21 protein-coding genes are annotated in these 22,548 nt (G+C 53.2%); 10 read left to right on the plus strand and 11 right to left on the minus strand.

Translation table 11 applies throughout. The features are described 5' to 3' along the window. Positions 1-126: 126 nt before the first annotated feature. Together yajL and panE are read right to left on the minus strand one after the other, a co-directional pair. Positions 127-720: a protein deglycase YajL gene (yajL, locus tag IM290_RS11945; protein ID WP_134690598.1), complete on the minus strand. Its 594-nt coding sequence runs from the start codon at positions 718-720 to the stop codon at positions 127-129. After that, a complete protein-coding gene (panE, locus tag IM290_RS11950; protein ID WP_045911111.1) occupies positions 683-1,594 on the minus strand; it encodes a 2-dehydropantoate 2-reductase in 912 nt (303 codons plus the stop codon). The genes yajL and panE overlap by 38 nt, the downstream gene beginning before the upstream one ends. Before the next feature lie 125 nt (positions 1,595-1,719). On the opposite strand from panE, the gene IM290_RS11955 reads away from it, so the two are divergent. Further along, positions 1,720-2,211 (plus strand): YajQ family cyclic di-GMP-binding protein, encoded by a 492-nt coding sequence (locus IM290_RS11955; protein ID WP_017383179.1) that lies wholly within the window; start codon positions 1,720-1,722, stop codon positions 2,209-2,211. Positions 2,212-2,243: 32 nt separating this feature from the next. Here the strand turns inward: IM290_RS11955 and IM290_RS11960 are convergent, their stop codons facing one another. The 8 genes from IM290_RS11960 to IM290_RS11995 all read right to left on the minus strand — a co-directional run bounded on the left by IM290_RS11960 (position 2,244) and on the right by IM290_RS11995 (position 11,117). Then, positions 2,244-3,605 (minus strand): MFS transporter, encoded by a 1,362-nt coding sequence (locus IM290_RS11960; RefSeq protein WP_193041812.1) that lies wholly within the window; start codon positions 3,603-3,605, stop codon positions 2,244-2,246. Between the two features lie 148 nt (positions 3,606-3,753). Continuing rightward, positions 3,754-4,641, minus strand: coding sequence for a heme o synthase (gene cyoE / locus IM290_RS11965; protein WP_003859062.1), 888 nt, complete (start codon positions 4,639-4,641; stop codon positions 3,754-3,756). An 11-nt stretch (positions 4,642-4,652) separates the two neighbouring features. Beyond that, positions 4,653-4,979 carry a cytochrome o ubiquinol oxidase subunit IV gene (locus IM290_RS11970; protein ID WP_006809888.1) on the minus strand — a complete coding sequence of 109 codons (327 nt, stop codon included), beginning with the start codon at positions 4,977-4,979 and terminating at the stop codon, positions 4,653-4,655. Further along, on the minus strand, positions 4,979-5,593 hold the full coding sequence (locus tag IM290_RS11975) for a cytochrome o ubiquinol oxidase subunit III (RefSeq protein ID WP_003859057.1): 615 nt from the start codon (positions 5,591-5,593) through the stop codon (positions 4,979-4,981). Before IM290_RS11975 ends, IM290_RS11970 begins: the two co-directional genes overlap by 1 nt. Beyond that, positions 5,583-7,574 carry a cytochrome o ubiquinol oxidase subunit I gene (gene cyoB, locus IM290_RS11980; RefSeq protein WP_017383189.1) on the minus strand — a complete coding sequence of 664 codons (1,992 nt, stop codon included), beginning with the start codon at positions 7,572-7,574 and terminating at the stop codon, positions 5,583-5,585. Before cyoB ends, IM290_RS11975 begins: the two co-directional genes overlap by 11 nt. 16 nt (positions 7,575-7,590) lie before the next feature. Continuing rightward, a complete protein-coding gene (cyoA, locus tag IM290_RS11985) occupies positions 7,591-8,538 on the minus strand; it encodes a cytochrome o ubiquinol oxidase subunit II (protein ID WP_006809886.1) in 948 nt (315 codons plus the stop codon). 479 nt (positions 8,539-9,017) lie between these two features. Continuing rightward, positions 9,018-10,493: a muropeptide MFS transporter AmpG gene (gene ampG, locus IM290_RS11990; RefSeq protein WP_047718592.1), complete on the minus strand. Its 1,476-nt coding sequence runs from the start codon at positions 10,491-10,493 to the stop codon at positions 9,018-9,020. A 45-nt stretch (positions 10,494-10,538) separates the two neighbouring features. Further along, positions 10,539-11,117 carry a lipoprotein gene (locus IM290_RS11995; RefSeq protein ID WP_003859052.1) on the minus strand — a complete coding sequence of 193 codons (579 nt, stop codon included), beginning with the start codon at positions 11,115-11,117 and terminating at the stop codon, positions 10,539-10,541. Between the two features lie 303 nt (positions 11,118-11,420). On the opposite strand from IM290_RS11995, the gene bolA reads away from it, so the two are divergent. The 9 genes from bolA to IM290_RS12040 all read left to right on the plus strand — a co-directional run bounded on the left by bolA (position 11,421) and on the right by IM290_RS12040 (position 21,785). Next, positions 11,421-11,738 carry a transcriptional regulator BolA gene (gene bolA, locus IM290_RS12000; RefSeq protein ID WP_003859051.1) on the plus strand — a complete coding sequence of 106 codons (318 nt, stop codon included), beginning with the start codon at positions 11,421-11,423 and terminating at the stop codon, positions 11,736-11,738. 331 nt (positions 11,739-12,069) lie between these two features. Next, on the plus strand, positions 12,070-13,368 hold the full coding sequence (tig, locus tag IM290_RS12005; RefSeq protein WP_193041811.1) for a trigger factor: 1,299 nt from the start codon (positions 12,070-12,072) through the stop codon (positions 13,366-13,368). A gap of 260 nt (positions 13,369-13,628) precedes the next feature. Continuing rightward, entirely contained in the window at positions 13,629-14,252 is a 624-nt protein-coding gene (gene clpP / locus IM290_RS12010) for an ATP-dependent Clp endopeptidase proteolytic subunit ClpP (RefSeq protein WP_006809880.1), read from the plus strand. 127 nt (positions 14,253-14,379) lie between these two features. After that, positions 14,380-15,654 (plus strand): ATP-dependent protease ATP-binding subunit ClpX, encoded by a 1,275-nt coding sequence (clpX, locus tag IM290_RS12015; protein ID WP_015571275.1) that lies wholly within the window; start codon positions 14,380-14,382, stop codon positions 15,652-15,654. Between the two features lie 184 nt (positions 15,655-15,838). Beyond that, entirely contained in the window at positions 15,839-18,193 is a 2,355-nt protein-coding gene (gene lon / locus IM290_RS12020; protein ID WP_014882775.1) for an endopeptidase La, read from the plus strand. Positions 18,194-18,403: 210 nt separating this feature from the next. Beyond that, a complete protein-coding gene (gene hupB / locus IM290_RS12025) occupies positions 18,404-18,676 on the plus strand; it encodes a nucleoid-associated protein HU-beta (RefSeq protein WP_002444653.1) in 273 nt (90 codons plus the stop codon). 212 nt (positions 18,677-18,888) lie between these two features. Continuing rightward, positions 18,889-20,760: a peptidylprolyl isomerase gene (gene ppiD, locus IM290_RS12030; RefSeq protein WP_193041810.1), complete on the plus strand. Its 1,872-nt coding sequence runs from the start codon at positions 18,889-18,891 to the stop codon at positions 20,758-20,760. A gap of 148 nt (positions 20,761-20,908) precedes the next feature. Further along, positions 20,909-21,289: a helix-hairpin-helix domain-containing protein gene (locus IM290_RS12035; protein ID WP_045338275.1), complete on the plus strand. Its 381-nt coding sequence runs from the start codon at positions 20,909-20,911 to the stop codon at positions 21,287-21,289. A gap of 97 nt (positions 21,290-21,386) precedes the next feature. Beyond that, entirely contained in the window at positions 21,387-21,785 is a 399-nt protein-coding gene (locus IM290_RS12040) for a YbgC/FadM family acyl-CoA thioesterase (protein ID WP_017694410.1), read from the plus strand. A 62-nt stretch (positions 21,786-21,847) separates the two neighbouring features. On the opposite strand, the gene queC is transcribed toward IM290_RS12040, so the two are convergent. Further along, the gene (gene queC, locus IM290_RS12045; RefSeq protein ID WP_047355296.1) at positions 21,848-22,543 is read right to left on the minus strand and encodes a 7-cyano-7-deazaguanine synthase QueC; all 696 of its coding nucleotides are present in this window, start codon (positions 22,541-22,543) and stop codon (positions 21,848-21,850) included. Positions 22,544-22,548: the final 5 nt, after the last annotated feature.

Below are 22,548 nucleotides of genomic sequence, written 5' to 3' on the forward strand. Positions count from 1 at the left end.
GGTTTTTTGAAGGGTGAGACGGTGGGGAGACGCTTCAGGGCAGGAAAATGAATCGCAGAACTGTGACGCTGGCTGCACTATTTCTGTGGGGCAGACGGGCCAGCGCGTTGCCAGCCCGGGAGGACATCAGGCTTCGTAGAAATTATAAATCCCCGCCGCCATCACCAGCGATGACGCCACTTCGTACGCTTTTTCGCGCCCGACCAGCAGGTCAATAATCTTCAGGCCAAAATCAATGGCGGTGCCCGGCCCCTGGCTGGTGAGCAGGTTAACACGTGGATCCCAGACCACGCGCTTATCCACCCACTGGTCTTGCGGAATGGTGTCCTTCAGGCCAGGGAAGCCGGTCATATTGCCGATGGGGAAAATGTCGTGCGGAACCAGTACCGTGCCTGCGGCCGCACAGATTGCCGCGACGATACGCCCGGAAAGATGAAACTGACGAACGGTTTCAACCAGCAGTGGGCTGTCGCGGAAACACTCAGCCCCCTTCAGACCACCCGGCAGAACGATAATGTCGTAATCACCGTCCGCCACCTGTACAAGCGGTGCATCCGCCAGGATCTTCACCCCACGCGAGCAGGTAATCGCCAGACTTCCGTCGCTGGCGACGCTGGCGGTAGTAACCTTAATACCACCACGCACCAGCAAATCAATGGTGGTGACCGCTTCTGTCTCTTCGCTACCAGGGGCGAGGCATACCAGTGCCGATGCGCTCATACTCACTCTCCTTTCGTTTTACTAACTCAAACAGACGGCTGTTTTCCGCAACGGTAATACCGTGTGCCCGGGCGCGTTTTAACAGATAACCGGTAATGTAATCAATTTCGGTATGCCGCATAGCCCGGATATCCTGCAACATTGAGGAGATATTTTCTGCCGTACTCTCAATGACCTGGTCGACATAATAACGTAAATCGGACTCTGAGGTGTGGTAGCCTTCGCGTTCAATGACGGCGGCAACTTCCCGGCAAATCAGCGCTACCCGATCGGGATGCTTGCGCAGCTCACCGTTAGGGCAATCCAGCAGGGCGGTCAGCGGATTGATCGCGCAGTTGACCGCCAGTTTGCGCCACAGTTCCGCGCGAATGTTATTGTGCCAGGCGACGTCAGGCAGCGTGCTTTGCAGGGTATCCGCAAGATAGCTGTAATCGCCGGTCTGTTCACGCGCAGGACCGATATGGGTGATACCACTGGCAACATGGATAATGACGTTACCGTCGCGACGTGCCGCGTGGGTGGTTGTCCCCATCAGCAGCGGTTGCCGGACAGATTTTAGCTCTTCAATGGTACCCATACCGTTGTGAATCAGCAGGATTGGCGTGCTTTCAGGTAACTGGGCGGCCAGGCTTTTCACCGCATCGGAGACCTGCCAGGCCTTCAGCGTGACCAGCAGCAAATCGCTGGTGGCAAGAAATTCCGGATCGTTTGCCGTCAAGGACTCGTTAAAAATTGAACCGTCTGTACCAATTACGTTCACACTGCAATAGGGCTGGGGAATTCGCAGCCAGCCCTGAACGTCGTGTCCCTGTTTGCATAGCGCTGTAAGCCAGAGTTGGCCAAGGGCTCCGCATCCAAGCACTGTTACTTTCATCGTTCCTCCTCACCTGCAACGGCGCCAGGTGCTATGACGCTAAGTATAGCGCCATCAGCTAAGCTTCTCGTTATGCCTCGTTGCGGGTATTATGCAACGCAACAAAAATGAAGGGAGAAGAAAAGATGCCATCTTTCGATATTGTTTCTGAAGTTGATTTGCAGGAAGCGCGTAACGGCGTAGAAAATGCTGTCCGTGAGGTTGAGTCACGTTTCGATTTTCGTGGCGTTGAGGCGACCATTGAACTGAACGACGCGAACAAGACGATCAAAGTCCTGAGCGAGTCTGATTTCCAGGTCAACCAGTTGCTGGATATCCTGCGCGCCAAGCTGCTCAAGCGCGGCATTGAAGGGACCTCACTTGATGTACCGGAAGATTTTGTTCACAGCGGCAAAACCTGGTTTGTGGAAGCGAAGCTGAAGCAGGGGATTGAGAGCGCGGTACAGAAAAAAATCGTTAAGCTTATTAAAGACAGTAAGCTCAAAGTGCAGGCGCAGATCCAGGGTGAAGAGATCCGCGTGACCGGAAAATCCCGTGATGACCTGCAATCCGTGATGGCGCTGGTGCGTGGCGGCGATCTCGGTCAGCCATTCCAGTTTAAAAACTTCCGCGATTAAGACAATCATGCCCGGCTAAACCGGGCATTTTTTCAGGCCTTCAGCGCCTGCTCCACCTCAAAGCGGTTAGTCACTTTGCTGTCAATTTTGACATATGCACTGCGCTCTTCCGGGACAATCAGTACTTCGCTCACGCCCTCTGTCGCTTCCAGACGCTGTTTTAACGCGTCACCGATTGCCACGTCATCGGGAATTTCTACCCGCAGGCTACTTACATAGCGCGGCTCTTTCATGGTGCTGGCAACAAACAGCCAGAGCATCGCCAGCAGCGCACCGACGAGGAAAACGGTCTGGGAGTCAAACAGACCGTCCACCCAGCCGCCGAGCGACCCGCCGATCGCCACGCCGAGAAACTGGCTGGTGGAGTAAATGCCCATCGCGGTGCCTTTGTATCCTGCCGGAGACTCTTTGCTGATAAGCGACGGCAGCAGGGCTTCCATCAGATTAAACGCCAGGAAGAACAGCTGTACGCCGGCGATCAGTTCCCAGAAATGCGGGCCAGCGCCCCACAGCACAATCTCGGCAATCAGCAATAACGCCACGCAGCCCATGAAGACGCGTTTCATTTTGCGCTTCACTTCGGCGTAAATAATGAAGGGCACAACGGAGACAAACGAGATCAGCATTGTGACCAGATAAATTTTCCAGTGCTCTGCCGCCGGGAAACCGGCTGCGGCAAGTTGACCGGGCAGGGCGACGAAGGTGGACATCAGCAGAATGTGCAGGCACATAATGCCGAAGTTCAGCTTAAGCAGGCGCGGCTCGGCGATGACTTTGCTGAAGCAGCCTTTCACCATCCCGGATTCACGGTTGAGGACGTGGTTTTTACTGTCAGGCACAACCCACAGCGTGAGTGCGATCCCAATGGTCGCCAGCACCGCAATCATCCAGAACAGGGCGTGCAGGCCGAGCGCATGAGTGATAACAGGCCCCAGCACCATGGCAATGGCAAACGTGACGCCGAAGCTGACGCCGATAAACGCCATGGCTTTGGTGCGGTTTTGCTCGCGGGTTAAGTCTGACAGCAGCGCCATCACGGCGGCGGCAATCGCCCCGGAACCTTGCAGGGCGCGCCCAAGAATAATTCCCCAGATGGAGTGGGAGAGGGCGGCGATGATGCTGCCAAGTACAAACACCAGCAGCCCGCCGACAATCAGCGGTTTGCGACCCACACGGTCGGAGAGCAGGCCAAAGGGGATCTGGAATATCGCCTGAGCCAGGCCGTAGATACCAATCGCCAGACCAATCAGCGCTTCGCTGGCACCCTGTAACGCCATGCCATATGTGGTCAGAACGGGCAGGACCATAAACATGCCAAGCATCCGCAGCGAGAAAACAGTCCCTAAACCCCAGGTCGCACGCAGTTCGCCTGGCGTCATTTTATAATCGTTCATTACCACCTCAGTTCAAAAGCAGGCCATAGTGTAGTGCGGGGAAGGGGCGGGGTAAATAAAGGCTTATTTAACAAATATTACATGCGTGATTAATGGATTTGGTGAATAAAAAAGGGTGCCGAAGCACCCTTTTCATCATCACATAAACTTACCAGACGTAAGTCAGCAGGTTTTGCGAGTCCGGCACCATGAAGTCTACGGACATCATCACGGACAGGGAGGTGATGGCGACAATCGAGAACACAAACAGCTTGCGTGCCCAGACCTTGTCATCTTCCACTTTGTAACCGCGCAGGGCCATGCCGAGCCACCATACGCTCACCGCAGCTGCTACCACCAGATATTTATATCCGGCGTAACCGCCCAGAGAGAGCATCAGCGTTGCCACGGCAAAAGCGATGATGTAGAGCGTGATGTGGTTCTTGGCAACCGAAATGCCTTTCACGACCGGCAGAACCGGAATGTTCGCCGCCTGATAATCCTTAAAGCGGAAAATCGCGATGGCGTAGGAGTGCGGCATCTGCCACAGGCTAAAGATAGCCAGCAGGATGAGCGCACCGCTGTCGAACTCGTTCGTGACGGCGCAGTAGCCAATCACCGGCGGCGCCGCGCCGGAGAGAGAACCAATCAGCGTGCCGTAGACGGAGTGACGTTTCATATACAGGCTGTAGACGCCCACATACACCACGAACCCCATCACCCCCAGCCAGCAGGCCAGCGGGTTAGCACCAAACCACAGCAGCATAAAGCCAGCAATACCCAGCAAGGTGGCGTACACCAGCGAGACGGAAGGAGCAATCAGGCCTTTAACCAGCACCCGATTTTTGGTCCTTTCCATCTTCTTGTCGATATCCATGTCGATGTAGTTGTTAAATACACAACCGGACGCAACCACCAGTGACACACCGACCAGCGTGTAAATAAAGAGGGTGTAATCAATGCTGCCTTTAGAGGCCAGCAGGAACCCTCCGATTACGGAGATCAGGTTGCCAAAGATGATGCCTGGTTTCGTGACTTGCAGGTATTGCTTAAACATACTCGCCGCTCTTAGTGAACCATCATGTTGTAGTTAAGGTTCCACATAATCCAGATGGAACCGACTACCAGGATAGCGATGATAATCACGGTAAAGATAAAGGCCGTCATGTTCCAGCCTTCATCGGACTTGGTGTTCATGTGCAGGAAGCAAACCAGATGCACCAGAATCTGAATCACCGCGGTCACCAGGATTGCGCCCAGGATAACCGGCTTAGATGCAGAACCGTTCATCACCATCCAGAACGGGATCACCGTCAGAATGATCGACAGGATGAAACCTGTCATGTAGGTTTTTACGCTGCCGTGGGAAGCGCCATGATCGTTAGAATGACTCATTACATCGCCCCCATCAGATAGACAACAGAGAACACACAGATCCATACCACGTCCAGGAAGTGCCAGAACAGGCTCAGGCACATAATACGGGTACGGTTAGTACTGGTCAGGCCGCGACGGGAGATCTGGAACATCAGCACCGCCATCCAGATCAGACCCGAGGTCACGTGCAGACCGTGGGTGCCTACCAGCGCGAAGAACGCTGACAGGAAGCCGCTACGATCCGGGCCGAAACCTTCCATGATCAGGTGATGGAATTCATAGATTTCCATCCCGATAAAGCCAGCACCAAACAGCCAGGTCAACGCCAGCCAGGAGACAACCTGGCTCTTGTTGTTTTTGTACATGGCGATAGCCGCCATGCCGTAGGTGATGGAGCTGAATAACAGCAGTGCGGTTTCAACCAGAACGAACGGCAGTTCAAAGATGTCCTTACCGGTCGGGCCGCCCGCTGTGCCGTTCACCAGAACGGCATAGGTTGCGAACAGACAGCAGAACAGGATGCAGTCGCTCATCAGGTAGATCCAGAAACCGAAGACTTTCGTCGGTCCTGTATCATGGTGCGCATGTTCATGCGCGTGGGCAGTTGAGTGCGCCAGAGTATCAGTTGCCATTTTTCAGCCCCGCTTTAGAAATCTCGTCAAAATGCTGGTTTTCCAGCTTTTCAACTTCACGGACTGGTACGTAGTAGTCCACGTCCTCGTCAAAGCTCTTCACAATCCAGCTGATTACGATGCCAGCGAAGCCAACAATCGCCATCCACCAGATGTGCCAGATCATTGCGAAACCAAATACCGTTGCGAAAGCGGCAATAACCATGCCCGCGGCGCTGTTTTTCGGCATATGGATCTCTTCGTAATGCTCAGGTTGCTTGTACGCTTCACCTTTTTCTTTCATTTCCCAGAATGCATCACGCTCGTGAATGTGCGGCACTACGGCAAAGTTATAGAACGGAGGCGGAGAAGAGGTCGCCCACTCCAGCGTACGGCCACCCCACGGGTCACCGGTCAGGTCGCGGTTCAGGTTACGGTCACGGATAGACACGTAGTACTGAATCAGCTGGCACAGAATACCGCAGGCAATCAGCGCTGCGCCGCCCGCTGCAACCATCAGCATTGGGTGGAACTGCGGATCGATCTGCTGGCTCAGACGACGGGTCATCCCCATGAAGCCCAGCACGTACAGCGGCATAAACGCCACGAAGAAGCCGATGATCCAGAACCAGAACGCGCGTTTACCCCATTTTTCGTTCAGGGTGAAACCGAACGCTTTTGGCCACCAGTAGGTCACACCAGCGAAGCAGCCGAAGACCACGCCACCGATGATAACGTTATGGAAGTGCGCAATCAGGAACAGACTGTTGTGCAGAACGAAGTCAGCACCTGGTACCGCCAGCAGTACGCCGGTCATCCCACCTACGGAGAAGGTCACGATGAAGCCGATGGTCCACAGCATAGCTGAGTGGAACACGATACGACCCTGGTACATGGTGAACAGCCAGTTGAAGATCTTAACCCCGGTCGGGATCGCGATAATCATGGTGGTAATACCGAAGAAGGCGTTTACGTTGGCACCCGCACCCATGGTGAAGAAGTGGTGCAGCCAGACGATGAACGACAGGACGGTAATACATACGGTTGCCCACACCAGAGAGGTGTAACCAAACAGGCGTTTACGCGAGAAGGTTGCCGCGATTTCGGAGAACACACCGAACACCGGCAGAACCAGGATGTACACTTCCGGGTGACCCCAGGCCCAAATCAGGTTGATGTACATCATCATGTTGCCACCCATATCATTCGTGAAGAAATGGGTACCCAGATAGCGATCCAGGGTCAGCAGCGCGATGGTGACGGTCAGAATTGGGAACGACGCGATAATCAGGACGTTGGCGCACAGAGATGCCCAGGTAAATACTGGCATCTTGAACATCGTCATACCTGGTGCACGCATCTTCAGGATGGTCACGAAGAAGTTAATACCGGTCAGGGTGGTACCGACACCGGAGAGCTGAAGCGCCCAAATCCAGTAGTCAACGCCCACGCCCGGACTGTACTCAATTCCCGACAGCGGCGGGTAGGCCAGCCAGCCGGTCTGAGCAAATTCGCCCACACCCAGTGACAGGTTAACCAGGATAACGCCGACAACCGTGAACCAGAAGCTCAGGTTGTTCAGGAACGGGAACGCAACGTCGCGCGCGCCGATTTGCAGCGGAACGACCACGTTCATCAGACCGATTACCAGCGGCATCGCCACGAAGAAGATCATGATAACGCCGTGGGCGGTAAAGATCTGATCGTAGTGGTGCGGTGGCAGGAAGCCGGCTTCGCCCGCAGACGCAAGCGCCTGCTGGCTACGCATCATGATTGCATCCGCAAAGCCACGAATTAACATGACGATACCGACGATGCAGTACATGATACCGAGTTTTTTGTGGTCAACCGAAGTCAGCCACTCATTCCACAGGTAGCTCCACTTACCGAAGTAAGTGATCAGGCCAACTAAGGCCGCGCCACCAATGATAATTGCAGCCACCGTAACCATAATAATCGGTTCATGGTAGGGCACTGCATCCAGTGTCAATTTTCCGAACATTTTCTTCCTCGGCCCCTTAGTGAGCGGTTTCCGCGTGGCTCATGTCCATGCCTTCCATACCCTGGTGCGTGTTGTGCTCGCCTTCAGGCTGGGTCATGTCCATGCTCATGCCGTGATCCATAAATTTGCCAATAACGTCTTTGAACAGATTCGGTTTCACGTTAGAGAAGTACTCCACCTTGTTGTATTCGCTAGGTGCAGCCACTTTTTCGAACGCCGCCATGTCAGACATGGTGTTTGGAGACTGCTTCGCTTTTGCAACCCACTGGTCGAAAGTCGCGCGGTCTGGCGTAGCGATAGCTTTGAACTTCATACCCGAGAAGCCCGGGCCACTATAGCTGGCGGAGATACCGTCGTAGGTGCCTGCTTCATTCGCGATCAGGTGCAGGTTAGTCTGCATACCGGCCATCGCGTAAATCTGGCTGCCCAGACGTGGGATGAAGAAGGAGTTCATTACGGAGTTGGAGGTCACTTTGAACTGAACCGGAGTGTTCGCCGGGAAGGCGATTTCATTCACGGTAGCAATGCCCTGTTCTGGATAGATGAAGAACCATTTCCAGTCCATGGAGACCACTTCAATGGTAATAGGTTTTTCATCGTGAACCAGCGGTTTGCTCGGCTCAAGTGCGTGAGTGGTTTTCCAGGTCAGTACAGCAAGGAACAGGATGATCAGAATAGGTACCGTCCAGACCACAGCTTCCACTTTATTGGAGTGTGACCAGTTAGGGCTATACTTCGCATCTTTATTGCTCGCACGATACTTCCAGGCGAAACCAACAGCCATCAAGATGGCAGGAATAACCACAATCAACATCAGGCCAAAAGCCGTCAGTATCAATGAACGTTGTTCCAGTCCAATCTGTCCTTTGGGGTCTAGTAGTGCAGAATCGCAGCCACTGAGTAATACAGTGCCTGCGAATAATGACAACCATCCCAAACTTTTATTGTATTTCCTGAGTCTCATTTACCGACCTCAATTCCACGGGAGTCTGGTGGCGTTTAAAGTGTGGGGGCATTTTACGGGAAGGTTACATTACTGTAAACATCATTAGCCCTGTGTCAGGAAGGTGTTACCGGGTTCTGCCGCACATGTCACAAGTGTTGCAAATTATGTCGCGTTTTCCGGGGGAAGCCGCACGGAGCGGGCGTTATAACGAAAGGGTGCCCCAGCATACCGCAAAAGGGACAATTGGTATAACCATTGTGAAAAATACACAAATAATTAACAATTAATTATCAATAACAAGACAACTAAAAAACGAAAATTCAATCTTTCGAATGCTGAATCGTTTAACGGAAAATAGCGTAGCGAAATAAGCTCCAATAATTTCCGAATGCTATCCCGCACAAAACAACAAATATTTTTTTTTGCCGATGGCGGTTATTTCGCCGTTATAATTTCGTGTCGTTATTACAACGGGAAATAACCTTTCGCTTTTTACTTCATGTCATCTGCGTTTTCCGCAATGACATGAAATCCAGCATCCCACCGGTCAGGATACCCACGATGGCGAGTAACACCCCTGCATCAAGCAGCTGGGTTTCAAACGGAAGCGACAAGGTGGTCGTCGCATTCAAGATGAGTACCGCGAGCCACACTATCAGCGCAAGACAACCAGCCATCAGCAGACGCAGGGCAAACCGATAGGCAGCCTGATATTCCGTGCGCGGCATGAAGTGTTCCGTCCGCTGGGTATATTCCAGCGTCTGGCGACAGACCAGCAGCAATAAAATCCCCGGCACGGCCGCCACCACTGAGAAGAGATAAAACGTCGGCCAGCCGTGGGCTTCAACAAACCAGCCCGCGACGGGGCCAACGTATACGCGCCCGACGGCAGAAAGGGCAGACAGTAGCGCAAACTGGGTGGCAGAAAATGACTTATTGCACAGCGTCATCAGCAGGGCGACAAATGCCGCAGTGCCCATACCGCCACACAGGTTTTCAAAGAATACCGCCGTCGCCATGCTGATCATATGCTTGTCGGTGATCGACAGCAGCCAGTAACCGGCATTCGATGCGCCCTGAAGGATGCCGAAGATCAGCAGAGCGCGGAACAGCGTCAGGCGCTGCATCAATACACCGCCGTACAGCGCGCCGACGATCGTGGCAAACAGTCCCAGGGTTTTGTTCACCACGCCGACTTCGCCCGCATCAAACCCGACGCCGCGGATCAGGAAGGTGGTGGTCAGACTCATGGCGAAAGCGTCGCCAAGCTTATAAAGGACAATCAGCAGCAGGATCAGCCAGGCATTATTGCGACCAAAGAAGTCGCGGAGCGGTGCGGCGACGGCCTGCTCCAGCGAGCGGGGGACCGGAATCACATCGCTCGGTTCGGGCGCGAATAGCGTGGCAATAATGCAGGGGATCAGCAGAGCGGCCATCAGCCAGTACATTCCCTGCCAGCCGAGATAGCGGTCGGCAAGCCAGAGGGCCAGCCCGCCGGAAACCAGCATACCCAGGCGGTAGCCAAGCACGCTGATTGCCGCACCGGCGCCACGCTCTTCCGCTGGCAGGACGTCCGTCTTCCAGGCGTCAAAAACAATGTCCTGCGAAGCGGAACAGAAGGCGATGACTACCGCAAGCGCGGCCATCCAGCGCAGCTGTGTTGACGGCTCAAGGAAACCCATTGCGGCAATGGCCAGCAACAGCAGCACCTGCGTCATCACTAACCAGCCGCGACGGCGCCCGAGGAACGGTGGGGTATAGCGATCCATCACCGGCGACCACAGGAACTTAAAGACGTAAGCCTGGCCGACGAGCGAGAAGAAACCAATGGTTTTAAGATCGATGTTCTCAACCGTCATCCACGCCTGTAACGTGCCGGAGGTGAGCGCAAGCGGTAAACCGGAGGCGAAACCAAGGATCAGCAGAATAGCTGATTTCGGTTGCTGGAAAATGCGTAAGTAGTGACTGGACATGTTCTTATGAACTGACCCGGTGAAGCACCGGGCCAGTCAGCAGGATTAACGGGCGTTCTGCTTGATGAAGTCGTGAATGCTGGTGTCCTGTGCCATGTCGGCAATGGTGTCAGTCAGCACGCTGTTAACCGCGTCAGCGATATTTTTGTTGGAGGCCTGGAATGCGCCTTCAACGGAATAGCTTGCACGGTAGTTTTTGTTCATTTTGTTGCCGTTCTTCGCGGTAGCGATGATGGCGATATCGGCTTTGGTCGCAATGTTGTAGCGAACGTTACCCTGGGAGACGTCAGCGTACAGGTTGTTCACGATGATTTGCAGATCAACCGCGCCGCTTGGGCCAATCATGTAGCCACGGGAGGTCATCTGTTTTTCCAGCACTTCCTGCAACAGGAAGCGCAGGTCGCGGGAGGCGGTCAGCGTGACCTGCTGGTTGTCGCGAGTCACTTTCGCCAGCGCCTGGTCCTGACGCTGATCGGCGCCATTAATGCTGACTGTGACGCCCATCAGGCTTGGATCCTGCTGAGGCAGGGTAATTTTTGGTGAAACGTCAATGGTCGTCGGCGGAGTCGCGCAGCCGGCGAGCATAAAGAGTGCTACCAACGGAAAGAAGAGTTTTTTTAACATTTTCGGGTTCTCAACGAATCGTAAGCAAAGAGAGAAAAATTGCCGCCATCATAACATCGCTAACGGCCAGGGGAAGTGGTCAACGCATGTAAATTCATCGCCTTGTCCGAAAACTGACCACCTTTCCGCTTTTCTCTGCCTGTAAGTGACAAAACGTATGAACCTCATAGTGAACTTCATTCGTTTGGATGAGAAAATCAGACGAAAGCTAAATATTTGTTGTCAAGGTGTAATGGAACCGGTAAAAGCGGCTAATATTTAAAGGGATGGGTGACACCTTAGCGTTGTCGGAGGAGTGATTTCATGATGATACGTGAACAGATAGAAGAAAAATTAAGGGCAGCGTTCAACCCTGTGTTTCTCGAAGTTGTCGACGAAAGCTATCGTCATAACGTGCCGGCAGGTTCTGAAAGCCACTTTAAAGTGGTTCTGGTCAGCGATCGCTTCACGGGAGAACGTTTCCTGAACCGACACCGCTTGATCTACAGCACCTTGACGGAAGAACTCTCCACAACCGTACATGCGCTGGCGCTGCATACCTACACCATTAAGGAATGGGAAGGGCTACAGGATACGGTATTCGCATCACCGCCTTGTCGGGGTGCAGGCACCATCGCCTGATAAATCGGATTTGCAACCGCCGGAGTTTTTCCAGTATGTTGCTTACAGATTTCGTCAAAACGGCCTTCGGGCCGTTTTGTTTTGTCTGAGTTTTGAGCGGATGGCGCGTTTTTAAGGCTAAAAATAGCCTTAAAGTGTGAAAAAAGCCGCAGCAACATGCTCCAACCGTTCTCGACTCACCTAAGTGATGCCGCTATAATGCCGCGTCTTATTGAATGTCTTCGGGATGATTCTGGCGACAGGGAATGTGAATCTGCACATAAGAGAGCATCCCGGTATAACAGACAGATTCAGAGTTGACCGAGCACTGTGATTTTTTTGAGGTAACAAGATGCAAGTTTCAGTTGAAACCACTCAAGGCCTTGGCCGCCGTGTAACGATTACTATCGCTGCTGACAGCATCGAAACTGCTGTGAAAAGCGAGCTGGTCAACGTAGCAAAAAAAGTACGTATTGACGGCTTCCGCAAGGGCAAAGTACCAATGAATGTTGTTGCTCAGCGTTATGGCGCTTCCGTGCGTCAGGATGTGCTGGGTGAACTGATGAGCCGCAACTTTATCGACGCGATCATCAAAGAAAAAATCAATCCAGCCGGCGCGCCGAACTACGTTCCAGGTGAATACAAGCAGGGCGAAGACTTCACCTACTCCGTAGAGTTCGAAGTGTACCCGGAAGTTGAGCTGAAAGGTCTGGAATCTATCGAAGTTGAAAAACCGATCGTTTCCGTGACTGACGAAGACGTTGACGGCATGCTGGATACCCTGCGCAAGCAGCAGGCGAACTGGAAAGAGAAAGAAGGCGCTGTTGACGCGGAAGACCGCGTAACCATCGACTTCACCGGTTCTGTAGACGGCGAAGAGTTCGAAGGCGGTAAAGCGTCTGACTTCGTACTGGCGATGGGCCAGGGTCGTATGATCCCAGGCTTCGAAGACGGTATCAAAGGCCACAAAGCGGGCGAAGAGTTCACCATTGACGTGACCTTCCCTGAAGAATACCACGCTGAAAACCTGAAAGGTAAAGCAGCGAAGTTCGTTATCAACCTGAAGAAAGTGGAAGAGCGCGAACTGCCAGAACTGACCGAAGAATTCATCAAGCGTTTCGGCGTGGAAGATGGTTCTGTTGCGGGCCTGCGTACCGAAGTGCGTAAAAACATGGAGCGCGAGCTGAACGGCGCTGTACGTAATCGCGTGAAGTCTCAGGCGATTGAAGGTCTGGTGAAAGCGAACGACATCGACGTTCCTGCTGCCCTGATCGACAGCGAAATCGACGTTCTGCGCCGTCAGGCTGCACAGCGCTTCGGTGGCAACCAGCAGCAAGCGATGGAACTGCCACGCGAGCTGTTCGAAGAGCAAGCGAAACGTCGCGTTGTTGTCGGCCTGCTGCTGGGCGAAGTGATTCGTACCCACGAGCTGAAAGCTGACGAAGAGCGTGTGAAAGGCCTGATCGAAGAGATGGCTTCTGCATACGAAGATCCATCTGAAGTGATCGAGTTCTACGGTAAGAACAAAGAGCTGATGGACAACATGCGCAACGTCGCACTGGAAGAGCAGGCTGTTGAAGCGGTACTGGCGAAAGCGAAAGTGACCGAAAAAGAGGCCTCTTTCACCGAACTGATGAACCAGCAGGCGTAATTTCGCCCCGACGGTTTAAAGTTTGAACAAAAAACCCGTTGCCCTCCGGCGACGGGTTTTTTTTATCACCGCTTTAGTCCTGGAAGGGTGCTAAAACGCCCTTTCAGTGTTAGCGTTACAACAAAACGTTGTTATGCTTGAAATAGGGCATGACGACCCCCATTAGTATGTAATCACGATGATTGAGACTGGCTGATAATCCGTCCATAAGGTTACAATCAGTACAGCAGGTGTTTTCAATTTTGAACCAGGAGACGGAAATGTCATACAGTGGCGAACGAGATAACTTTGCACCCCATATGGCGCTGGTGCCAATGGTTATTGAACAGACCTCACGCGGTGAGCGTTCTTTCGATATCTATTCCCGTCTGCTCAAGGAACGCGTTATCTTTCTGACCGGCCAGGTGGAAGACCATATGGCTAACCTGATCGTGGCGCAGATGCTGTTCCTGGAAGCGGAAAACCCGGAAAAAGACATTTACCTGTACATCAACTCGCCAGGCGGTGTGATTACGGCGGGCATGTCAATTTATGACACCATGCAATTCATCAAGCCGGATGTCAGTACCATCTGTATGGGGCAGGCGGCATCCATGGGTGCTTTCCTGTTAACCGCAGGGGCGAAAGGTAAGCGTTTCTGCCTGCCTAACTCCCGCGTGATGATTCACCAGCCGCTGGGTGGTTACCAGGGCCAGGCGACGGATATTGAAATCCACGCCCGAGAAATTCTGAAAGTAAAAGCGCGCATGAATGAACTTATGGCGCAGCATACGGGTCAACCTCTCGAGCAGATCGAGCGCGATACCGAGCGCGATCGCTTCCTCTCTGCACCAGAGGCAGTTGAGTACGGCTTAGTCGACTCCATTTTGACCCATCGTAATTGATGCCCGCGACGCGAGTGTGCCGCTATACTAAGGTAGGGCGGAACGTTGCCTGTAAGCAGCTTGCGTCTGAGAATGGCATTTGCGTCGTCATGTGCGGCACATAGAACTTAAAAAGAGGTTTGGACTCATGACAGATAAACGCAAAGATGGTTCGGGCAAACTGCTGTACTGCTCTTTTTGCGGCAAAAGCCAGCATGAAGTGCGTAAACTGATTGCCGGGCCGTCCGTGTATATCTGCGACGAATGCGTCGATTTATGTAACGACATCATTCGCGAAGAGATTAAAGAAGTCGCGCCGCACCGTGAGCGCAGCGCGTTACCAACGCCACACGAGATTCGCCACCACCTTGACGACTATGTCATTGGTCAGGAGCAGGCGAAAAAAGTGCTGGCGGTGGCGGTATACAACCACTACAAACGTCTGCGTAACGGCGATACCAGCAATGGCGTAGAGCTGGGCAAAAGTAACATTCTGCTGATCGGGCCTACCGGTTCTGGTAAAACCCTGCTGGCGGAAACGCTGGCGCGCCTGCTGGATGTTCCGTTCACCATGGCGGATGCCACCACCCTGACCGAAGCCGGTTATGTGGGTGAAGACGTTGAAAATATTATCCAGAAGCTGCTCCAGAAGTGCGATTACGACGTACAGAAAGCCCAGCGCGGGATCGTCTATATCGATGAGATCGACAAAATCTCCCGTAAATCAGACAACCCGTCGATCACCCGTGACGTCTCGGGCGAGGGCGTGCAGCAGGCGCTGCTGAAGCTGATCGAAGGTACGGTTGCGGCTGTTCCACCGCAGGGTGGGCGTAAACATCCGCAGCAGGAATTCTTGCAGGTTGATACCTCCAAGATCCTGTTTATCTGTGGTGGTGCGTTTGCAGGCCTGGATAAAGTGATCTCTCACCGTGTGGAAACCGGCTCCGGCATTGGTTTTGGCGCAACGGTGAAAGCCACGTCTGAAAAACCAAACGAAGGCCAGCTGCTGGCGCAGGTTGAACCGGAAGATCTGATCAAATTCGGTTTGATTCCGGAATTTATCGGCCGTCTGCCGGTTGTGGCGACCCTGAACGAACTGAGCGAAGACGCGCTGATTCAGATCCTGAAAGAGCCGAAAAACGCGCTGACCAAGCAGTATCAGGCGCTGTTTAATCTGGAAGGCGTTGAGCTGGAATTCCGTGACGAAGCACTGGACGCGATTGCCAAGAAAGCGATGGCGCGTAAAACCGGTGCCCGTGGCCTGCGTTCTATCGTAGAAGCAGCATTGCTCGACACGATGTACGATCTTCCTTCTATGGAAGACGTTGAAAAAGTCGTGATCGACGAGTCCGTCATTGGTGGCCAGTCCAAGCCGTTACTGATTTACGGTAAACCGGAAGCGCAGCAGGCATCTGGCGAATAATTCACCATTTCATACAAACAGTTAATCAAAAAGGGGGGATTTTATCTCCCCTTTACTTTTTCCGTATTCATGGCGTTGAATGTATGGGAAACATCCCCATATACTGGATTACATGTTAATGGTTGTGTGAAGCACAGTTACATGACCAGTTTACCTGGCGGACACTAAACTAAGAGAGAGCTCTATGAATCCTGAGCGTTCTGAACGCATTGAAATCCCCGTATTGCCGTTGCGCGATGTGGTGGTTTATCCGCACATGGTCATACCCTTATTTGTAGGGCGGGAAAAATCTATCCGTTGCCTCGAAGCCGCCATGGATCATGATAAAAAAATCATGTTGGTCGCGCAGAAGGAAGCATCAACGGATGAGCCGGGTGTAAACGATCTTTTCACCGTCGGGACCGTGGCCTCTATTTTGCAGATGCTGAAGCTGCCAGACGGCACCGTGAAGGTGCTGGTGGAAGGCTTACAGCGTGCGCGTATTACCACTCTGTCAGACGATGGCGAGCACTTCTCTGCGAAGGCGGAGTACCTTGATTCACCGGAACTTGATGAGCGCGAACAGGAAGTGCTGGTACGCACCGCGATCAGCCAGTTCGAAGGCTACATCAAGCTGAATAAGAAAATCCCACCTGAAGTGCTGACGTCGCTGAACAGCATCGACGATCCTGCACGTCTGGCGGATACCATCGCTGCGCACATGCCGCTGAAGCTGGCTGACAAACAGTCCGTGCTGGAAATGTCCGACGTTAACGAACGTCTGGAATACCTGATGGCGATGATGGAGTCTGAGATCGATCTGCTCCAGGTTGAGAAGCGCATTCGCAACCGCGTCAAAAAGCAGATGGAAAAATCGCAGCGTGAGTACTATCTGAACGAGCAAATGAAAGCCATTCAGAAAGAGCTCGGCGAGATGGACGATGCGCCGGATGAAAACGAAGCGCTGAAGCGTAAGATCGACGCGGCGAAGATGCCGAAAGAGGCGAAAGAGAAAGCCGAAGCTGAGTTGCAGAAGCTGAAAATGATGTCTCCGATGTCGGCAGAGGCGACCGTCGTGCGCGGCTATATTGAGTGGATGGTACAGGTTCCGTGGAATGCCCGCAGCAAGGTCAAAAAAGACCTGCGTCAGGCGCAGGAAATCCTCGATACCGACCACTACGGCCTGGAACGCGTGAAAGACCGCATTCTTGAGTACCTCGCGGTACAGAGCCGTGTGAACAAAATCAAAGGTCCAATTCTGTGCCTGGTAGGGCCTCCAGGCGTGGGTAAAACCTCTCTGGGCCAGTCCATCGCCAAAGCGACCGGACGTAAGTATATCCGTATGGCGCTGGGCGGCGTACGCGATGAAGCGGAAATCCGCGGTCACCGCCGTACCTACATCGGTTCTATGCCGGGCAAGCTGATCCAGAAGATGGCGAAAGTGGGGGTTAAAAACCCGCTGTTCCTGCTCGATGAGATCGACAAAATGTCTTCGGACATGCGTGGCGATCCGGCGTCGGCGCTGCTGGAAGTGCTTGATCCAGAACAGAACGTGGCGTTCAGCGATCACTACCTGGAAGTGGACTACGACCTGAGCGATGTGATGTTCGTGGCGACCTCCAACTCCATGAACATTCCGGCCCCGCTGCTGGACCGTATGGAAGTGATCCGTCTCTCCGGTTATACCGAAGATGAGAAGCTGAACATTGCTAAGCAGCACCTGCTGCCGAAACAGATTGAGCGTAACGCGCTGAAAGCCAACGAGCTGACCGTCGAGGACAGCGCGATTATTGGCATCATTCGCTATTACACCCGTGAAGCGGGCGTTCGTAGCCTCGAGCGTGAGATCTCTAAGCTGTGCCGTAAGGCGGTGAAACAGCTGCTGCTGGATAAGAGCCTGAAGCACATTGTGATTAACGGCGACAATCTGCATGCTTACCTTGGCGTTCAGCGCTTCGACTACGGTCGTGCGGACAACGAAAACCGCGTTGGTCAGGTGACCGGTCTGGCATGGACGGAAGTGGGCGGCGATCTGCTGACCATCGAAACCGCCTGTGTCCCGGGCAAAGGCAAGCTGACCTACACCGGTTCACTGGGTGAAGTGATGCAGGAGTCCATCCAGGCGGCGCTGACCGTGGTGCGCGCGCGTGCGGAAAAACTGGGTATCAACCCGGATTTCTACGAAAAACGCGACATTCACGTTCACGTTCCGGAAGGGGCGACGCCGAAAGATGGCCCAAGCGCGGGTATTGCCATGTGTACGGCGCTGGTTTCCTGTCTGACAGGGAACCCGGTTCGTGCTGATGTGGCCATGACCGGTGAAATTACGCTGCGTGGTCAGGTACTGCCTATCGGCGGGTTAAAAGAAAAACTGCTGGCGGCACACCGCGGTGGGATCAAAACCGTATTGATCCCTTACGAAAATAAACGCGATCTGGAAGAGATTCCGGACAACGTTATTGCCGATTTGCAGATCCATCCGGTGAAACGCATTGAGGAAGTTCTGACTCTCGCACTGCAAAATGAACCGTCCGGAATGCAGGTTGTAACCGCAAAATAGTGACCTCGCGCAAAGAGCGCCAATAAAAACAAGGCTGGTAAGTCATTTCGTACTTGCCAGCCTTTTTTTGTATAGCTAATTTAGATTGCTGATTGGGTTAGCCATCAACAACGGGTGTTGTAAGGTCATAGCAGGACTGATATAACTGCTGCGCGGTCGCGCTGTGAAGGATTCAGGTGCGATATAAATTATAAAGAGAGGAAGAGAACAGTGAATAAATCTCAACTGATTGACAAAATTGCTGCGGGTGCTGATATTTCTAAAGCTGCAGCGGGACGTGCTTTAGATGCTTTAATTGCTTCTGTTACTGAATCTCTGCAAGCTGGGGACGACGTTGCACTGGTAGGCTTCGGTACTTTTGCGGTTAAAGAGCGTGCAGCCCGTACTGGCCGCAACCCTCAGACCGGTAAAGAGATCACCATTGCTGCCGCTAAAGTGCCGGGTTTCCGTGCAGGTAAAGCGCTGAAAGACGCAGTAAACTGATTGTTTTCCCGCTCCAGGGAAGCTGAAAAGTACAAGGGCGCATCGTTTGATGTGCCTTTTTTGTTTGTCCAGACCTGATTTGTGCGAGTTTATGCGAGTTGTGGGCTGACAATTGCCCTGTTTTCTTGTCACAATACGCCTTTACGCGCGACGGTCAGGATTTTCCGTCAGCGTCAGGTAACCAGTCACCTACAGCGGAGTGTTGTTACACCATGATGGACAGCTTACGCACGGCTGCTAACAGTCTCGTGCTCAAGATTATTTTCGGTATCATTATCGTGTCGTTCATATTGACCGGTGTGAGTAGTTACCTCATCGGCGGTGGCGCGAACTACGCCGCAAAAGTGAATGGCCAGGAAATTAGCCGTGGGCAGTTCGAGAACGCTTTTGCTGGTGAACGTAACCGCATGCAGCAGCAACTGGGCGACCAATACTCTGAACTTGCAGCCAACGAAGGCTATATGAAAAACCTGCGTCAGCAGACGCTGAACCGCCTTATCGACGAAGCGCTGCTGGATCAGTACGCGAAAAGCCTCGGTCTGGGCATCAGCGATGAGCAGGTTAAAAAAGCCATCTTCTCGACGCAGGCTTTCCAGTCTAATGGGAAGTTCGACAACGCGCGTTACAACAGCATTGTTAACCAGATGGGTATGACGGCTGACCAGTACGCTCAGGCGCTGCGTAACCAGTTGACCACGCAACAGCTGATCAACGCGGTGGTGGGCACCGATTTCATGCTGAAAGGCGAAACTGAAGAGCTGGCGGCACTGGTGGCGCAGCAACGCGTGGTGCGTGAAGCGACGATTGATGTCAACGCACTGGCAGCGAAACAGCAGGTTAGCGACGCTGAAGTTAATGCTTACTACGAGCAAAACAAGAACAACTTCATCTCTCCGGAACAGTTCCGCGTAAGCTATATCAAACTGGATGCAGCTGCGATGCAGGAAAACGCGACTGACGCCGAGATCCAGTCTTATTACGACCAGCATCAGGATCAGTTCACTCAGCCGCAGCGTAACCGTTACAGCGTGATCCAGACCAAAACGGAAGCAGAAGCGAAAGCCGTGCTGGACGAGCTGAACAAAGGCGCTGATTTCGCCACCTTAGCGAAAGCAAAATCCACCGACATTATTTCTGCCAAAAACGGCGGTGATATGGGCTGGCTGGAAGAGTCCACTACCCCGGACGAGCTGAAAAATGCAGGCCTGAAAGAGAAAGGCCAACTGTCTGGTGTAATCAAATCCTCCGTTGGTTTCCTGGTGGCGCGTCTGGACGATGTTGTGGCGGCGAAAACCAAGCCGCTGGCTGACGTTCGTGATGATATCGCTGCGAAAGTGAAGCAGGAGAAAGCGCTGGACGCCTTCTATGCTCTGCAACAGAAAGTGAGCGATGCCGCAAGCAACGACAATGAATCACTGGCGGGTGCTGAGCAGGCTGCTGGCGTTAAAGCGGTTGAGACGGGCTGGTTCAGCCACGAAAACCTGCCGGAAGAACTGAACTTCAAACCAGTTTCAGATGCCATTTTCAATGGTGGTCTGGTCGGTGATAACGGTACGCCGGGCAGCAACTCAGACATCATTACCGTTGATGGTGACCGAGCGTTCGTACTGCGCGTCAGCGAGCACAAAGCCGAGGCAGTGAAGCCCCTGGCGGAAGTGAAAGATCAGGTGGTGGCGCTGGTCAAACACAACAAAGCGGCACAGCAGGCAAAACTGGATGCAGAGAAAATTCTGGCCGATCTGAAAGCCGGTAAGAACGATGCGCTGAAAGCGGCTGGCCTGAGCTTTGGCGAAGCAAAAACGCTGAGCCGTACCGGTCAGGATCCTGTCAGCCAGGCGGCGTTTGGCCTGAGCCTGCCGGCGAAAGACAAACCTGTCTATGGTACCACGACCGATATGCAGGGTAATGTGGTGCTTCTGGCGCTGGATGAAGTAAAAGCCGGTACGCTGCCAGACGCGCAGAAGAAGGCCATGGTTCAGGGAATTACCCAGAACAATGCCCAGATTGCTTTCGAAGCGATGATGAGCAACCTGCGTAAAGAAGCCAAAATCAAACTGGGTGATGTGGTCACTCAGGAGCAATAATTACGTATCTGCTCGCAGATTTTAGTAACGCTCTGCAAAAACTAAAGGCCGCTTTCGCGGCCTTTTCCATTTCTGCAATCTGTTGTTTGTCCCTGTTTTCCCGTGCGGTTATCGTGGCGTGGCTGTCAACAAACAAGGAGAAAACAGCATGAAATGTGGAATCAAAGCACTGTTAATTACACTGGCTATTGCCACTTCCGGGATGAGTGCGGGCGCGCTGGCGGCGTCCCCCTCGGTTAAAGCGCAGGCCGCACAAAACCAGGCCGATGCAACGTCACAAGGTCATGTTAAAGCCAACGCGACGGTCAGCACGAAAGCCATTGAGGACGAGGGTACGCGGGTCAGTATCAATACTGCCTCTGCGGACGATCTTGCCCGCGTTATGAATGGCGTGGGTCTAAAAAAAGCGCAGGCCATCGTCAGCTATCGTGAAGAGTATGGCCCTTTCAAAACCCTTGACGATCTCAAGCAGGTGCCGGGTATGGGCAGCGCGCTGGTTGAGCGCAATCTCGCACACCTGACGCTGTAATCGCGTAATCACTTGCACTGCGGCAAAAATTTGCCAGGATAAAGAGGTCATACCAGTTATGACCTCTGAACCTATAACAACGAAAGGCTATTGCGCTATGCAGACACAAATCAAAGTCCGTGGTTATCACCTCGATGTTTACCAGCACGTCAATAACGCCCGCTACCTTGAATTTCTTGAAGAGGCGCGCTGGGACGGCCTGGAGAACAGCGAAAGCTTCCAGTGGCTGACCGCACACAACATCGCGTTTGTGGTCGTCAATATCAACATTAACTACCGCCGCCCGGCTGTGCTGGGGGATGTGCTCACCGTGACCAGTGAGGTCCAACAACTGAATGGCAAAAGTGGTGTATTGAGCCAGGTCGTTACGCTGGAGCCAGAAGGGCAGGTGGTGGCCGATGCGCTGATCACCTTTGTCTGTATCGATCTCAAAACCCAGAAAGCGTTGCCGCTGGAAGGGGAGTTGCGCGAAAAGCTGGAGCTGATGATCGCGTAAGAAATGTTCAGGAATAACTGTGCTGTCGACACTTACCGTTCGACAGCACGGTCAGGTAGCCCTTATTTCAGCCCGGTCTTTTTTTGCATCGCGGCCATCACGCCAGGTTTATCCGCAAGGTAATGATTCAGACCGTTCGCGCGCAGGTTACAGGCGGCACACTGCCCGCAGCCGTCCCCTTTAATGCCGTTGTAGCAGGTCAGGGTCTCGTTGCGAACAACATCCAGCTTGCCCCAGTAGTCGGCCAGGGCCCAGGTTTCAGCCTTATCCAGCCACATCAGCGGCGTTTCGAAGCGGGTCTCTTTTGCCATTCCCAGATCGACGGCGTGATTGAGTGCTTTCACGAATTCATCCCGGCAGTCCGGGTAGCCAGAGAAGTCGGTCTCACACACGCCCGTGATCACCGCTTCGGCTTTCACCTGGTAGGCATAGATCGCCGTCAGGGTCAGGAAGAGAATGTTGCGGCCCGGTACGAAGGTGTTCGGAATGCCGCTGGCATCCGGTTCGTAATCAGGCACCGGAATGCTGTCGCGGGTGAGGCTGCTGACAGCCAGTTCATTTAACAGCGTCACGTCCAGCACTTTATGAGCGCGGGCGCCCAGTTTGAGGGCCAGTTCACGAGCGACATCGATTTCAGCGCGATGACGCTGACCATAATCAAAAGTGACGCAGTGCACTTCATCATACTGGTGAAGCGCCTGAATCAGGCAGGTTGTGGAATCTTGTCCTCCGCTGAACACGACGACGGCACGTTTCATAGATC

The sequence above is a fragment of the Enterobacter cloacae complex sp. S1 genome, from assembly GCF_014930525.1.
In the GTDB taxonomy this organism is placed as follows: Bacteria; Pseudomonadota; Gammaproteobacteria; order Enterobacterales; family Enterobacteriaceae; genus Enterobacter; species Enterobacter hormaechei_C.

Coding starts and splice junctions, on each gene's coding strand:
- yajL (WP_134690598.1), bottom strand. CDS start 720: ATGAGCGCATCGGCACTGGTATGCCTCGCCCCTGGTAGCGAAGAGACA.
- panE (WP_045911111.1), bottom strand. CDS start 1,594: ATGAAAGTAACAGTGCTTGGATGCGGAGCCCTTGGCCAACTCTGGCTT.
- IM290_RS11955 (WP_017383179.1), top strand. CDS start 1,720: ATGCCATCTTTCGATATTGTTTCTGAAGTTGATTTGCAGGAAGCGCGT.
- IM290_RS11960 (WP_193041812.1), bottom strand. CDS start 3,605: ATGAACGATTATAAAATGACGCCAGGCGAACTGCGTGCGACCTGGGGT.
- cyoE (WP_003859062.1), bottom strand. CDS start 4,641: ATGTTTAAGCAATACCTGCAAGTCACGAAACCAGGCATCATCTTTGGC.
- IM290_RS11970 (WP_006809888.1), bottom strand. CDS start 4,979: ATGAGTCATTCTAACGATCATGGCGCTTCCCACGGCAGCGTAAAAACC.
- IM290_RS11975 (WP_003859057.1), bottom strand. CDS start 5,593: ATGGCAACTGATACTCTGGCGCACTCAACTGCCCACGCGCATGAACAT.
- cyoB (WP_017383189.1), bottom strand. CDS start 7,574: ATGTTCGGAAAATTGACACTGGATGCAGTGCCCTACCATGAACCGATT.
- cyoA (WP_006809886.1), bottom strand. CDS start 8,538: ATGAGACTCAGGAAATACAATAAAAGTTTGGGATGGTTGTCATTATTC.
- ampG (WP_047718592.1), bottom strand. CDS start 10,493: ATGTCCAGTCACTACTTACGCATTTTCCAGCAACCGAAATCAGCTATT.
- IM290_RS11995 (WP_003859052.1), bottom strand. CDS start 11,117: ATGTTAAAAAAACTCTTCTTTCCGTTGGTAGCACTCTTTATGCTCGCC.
- bolA (WP_003859051.1), top strand. CDS start 11,421: ATGATGATACGTGAACAGATAGAAGAAAAATTAAGGGCAGCGTTCAAC.
- tig (WP_193041811.1), top strand. CDS start 12,070: ATGCAAGTTTCAGTTGAAACCACTCAAGGCCTTGGCCGCCGTGTAACG.
- clpP (WP_006809880.1), top strand. CDS start 13,629: ATGTCATACAGTGGCGAACGAGATAACTTTGCACCCCATATGGCGCTG.
- clpX (WP_015571275.1), top strand. CDS start 14,380: ATGACAGATAAACGCAAAGATGGTTCGGGCAAACTGCTGTACTGCTCT.
- lon (WP_014882775.1), top strand. CDS start 15,839: ATGAATCCTGAGCGTTCTGAACGCATTGAAATCCCCGTATTGCCGTTG.
- ppiD (WP_193041810.1), top strand. CDS start 18,889: ATGATGGACAGCTTACGCACGGCTGCTAACAGTCTCGTGCTCAAGATT.
- IM290_RS12035 (WP_045338275.1), top strand. CDS start 20,909: ATGAAATGTGGAATCAAAGCACTGTTAATTACACTGGCTATTGCCACT.
- IM290_RS12040 (WP_017694410.1), top strand. CDS start 21,387: ATGCAGACACAAATCAAAGTCCGTGGTTATCACCTCGATGTTTACCAG.
- queC (WP_047355296.1), bottom strand. CDS start 22,543: ATGAAACGTGCCGTCGTCGTGTTCAGCGGAGGACAAGATTCCACAACC.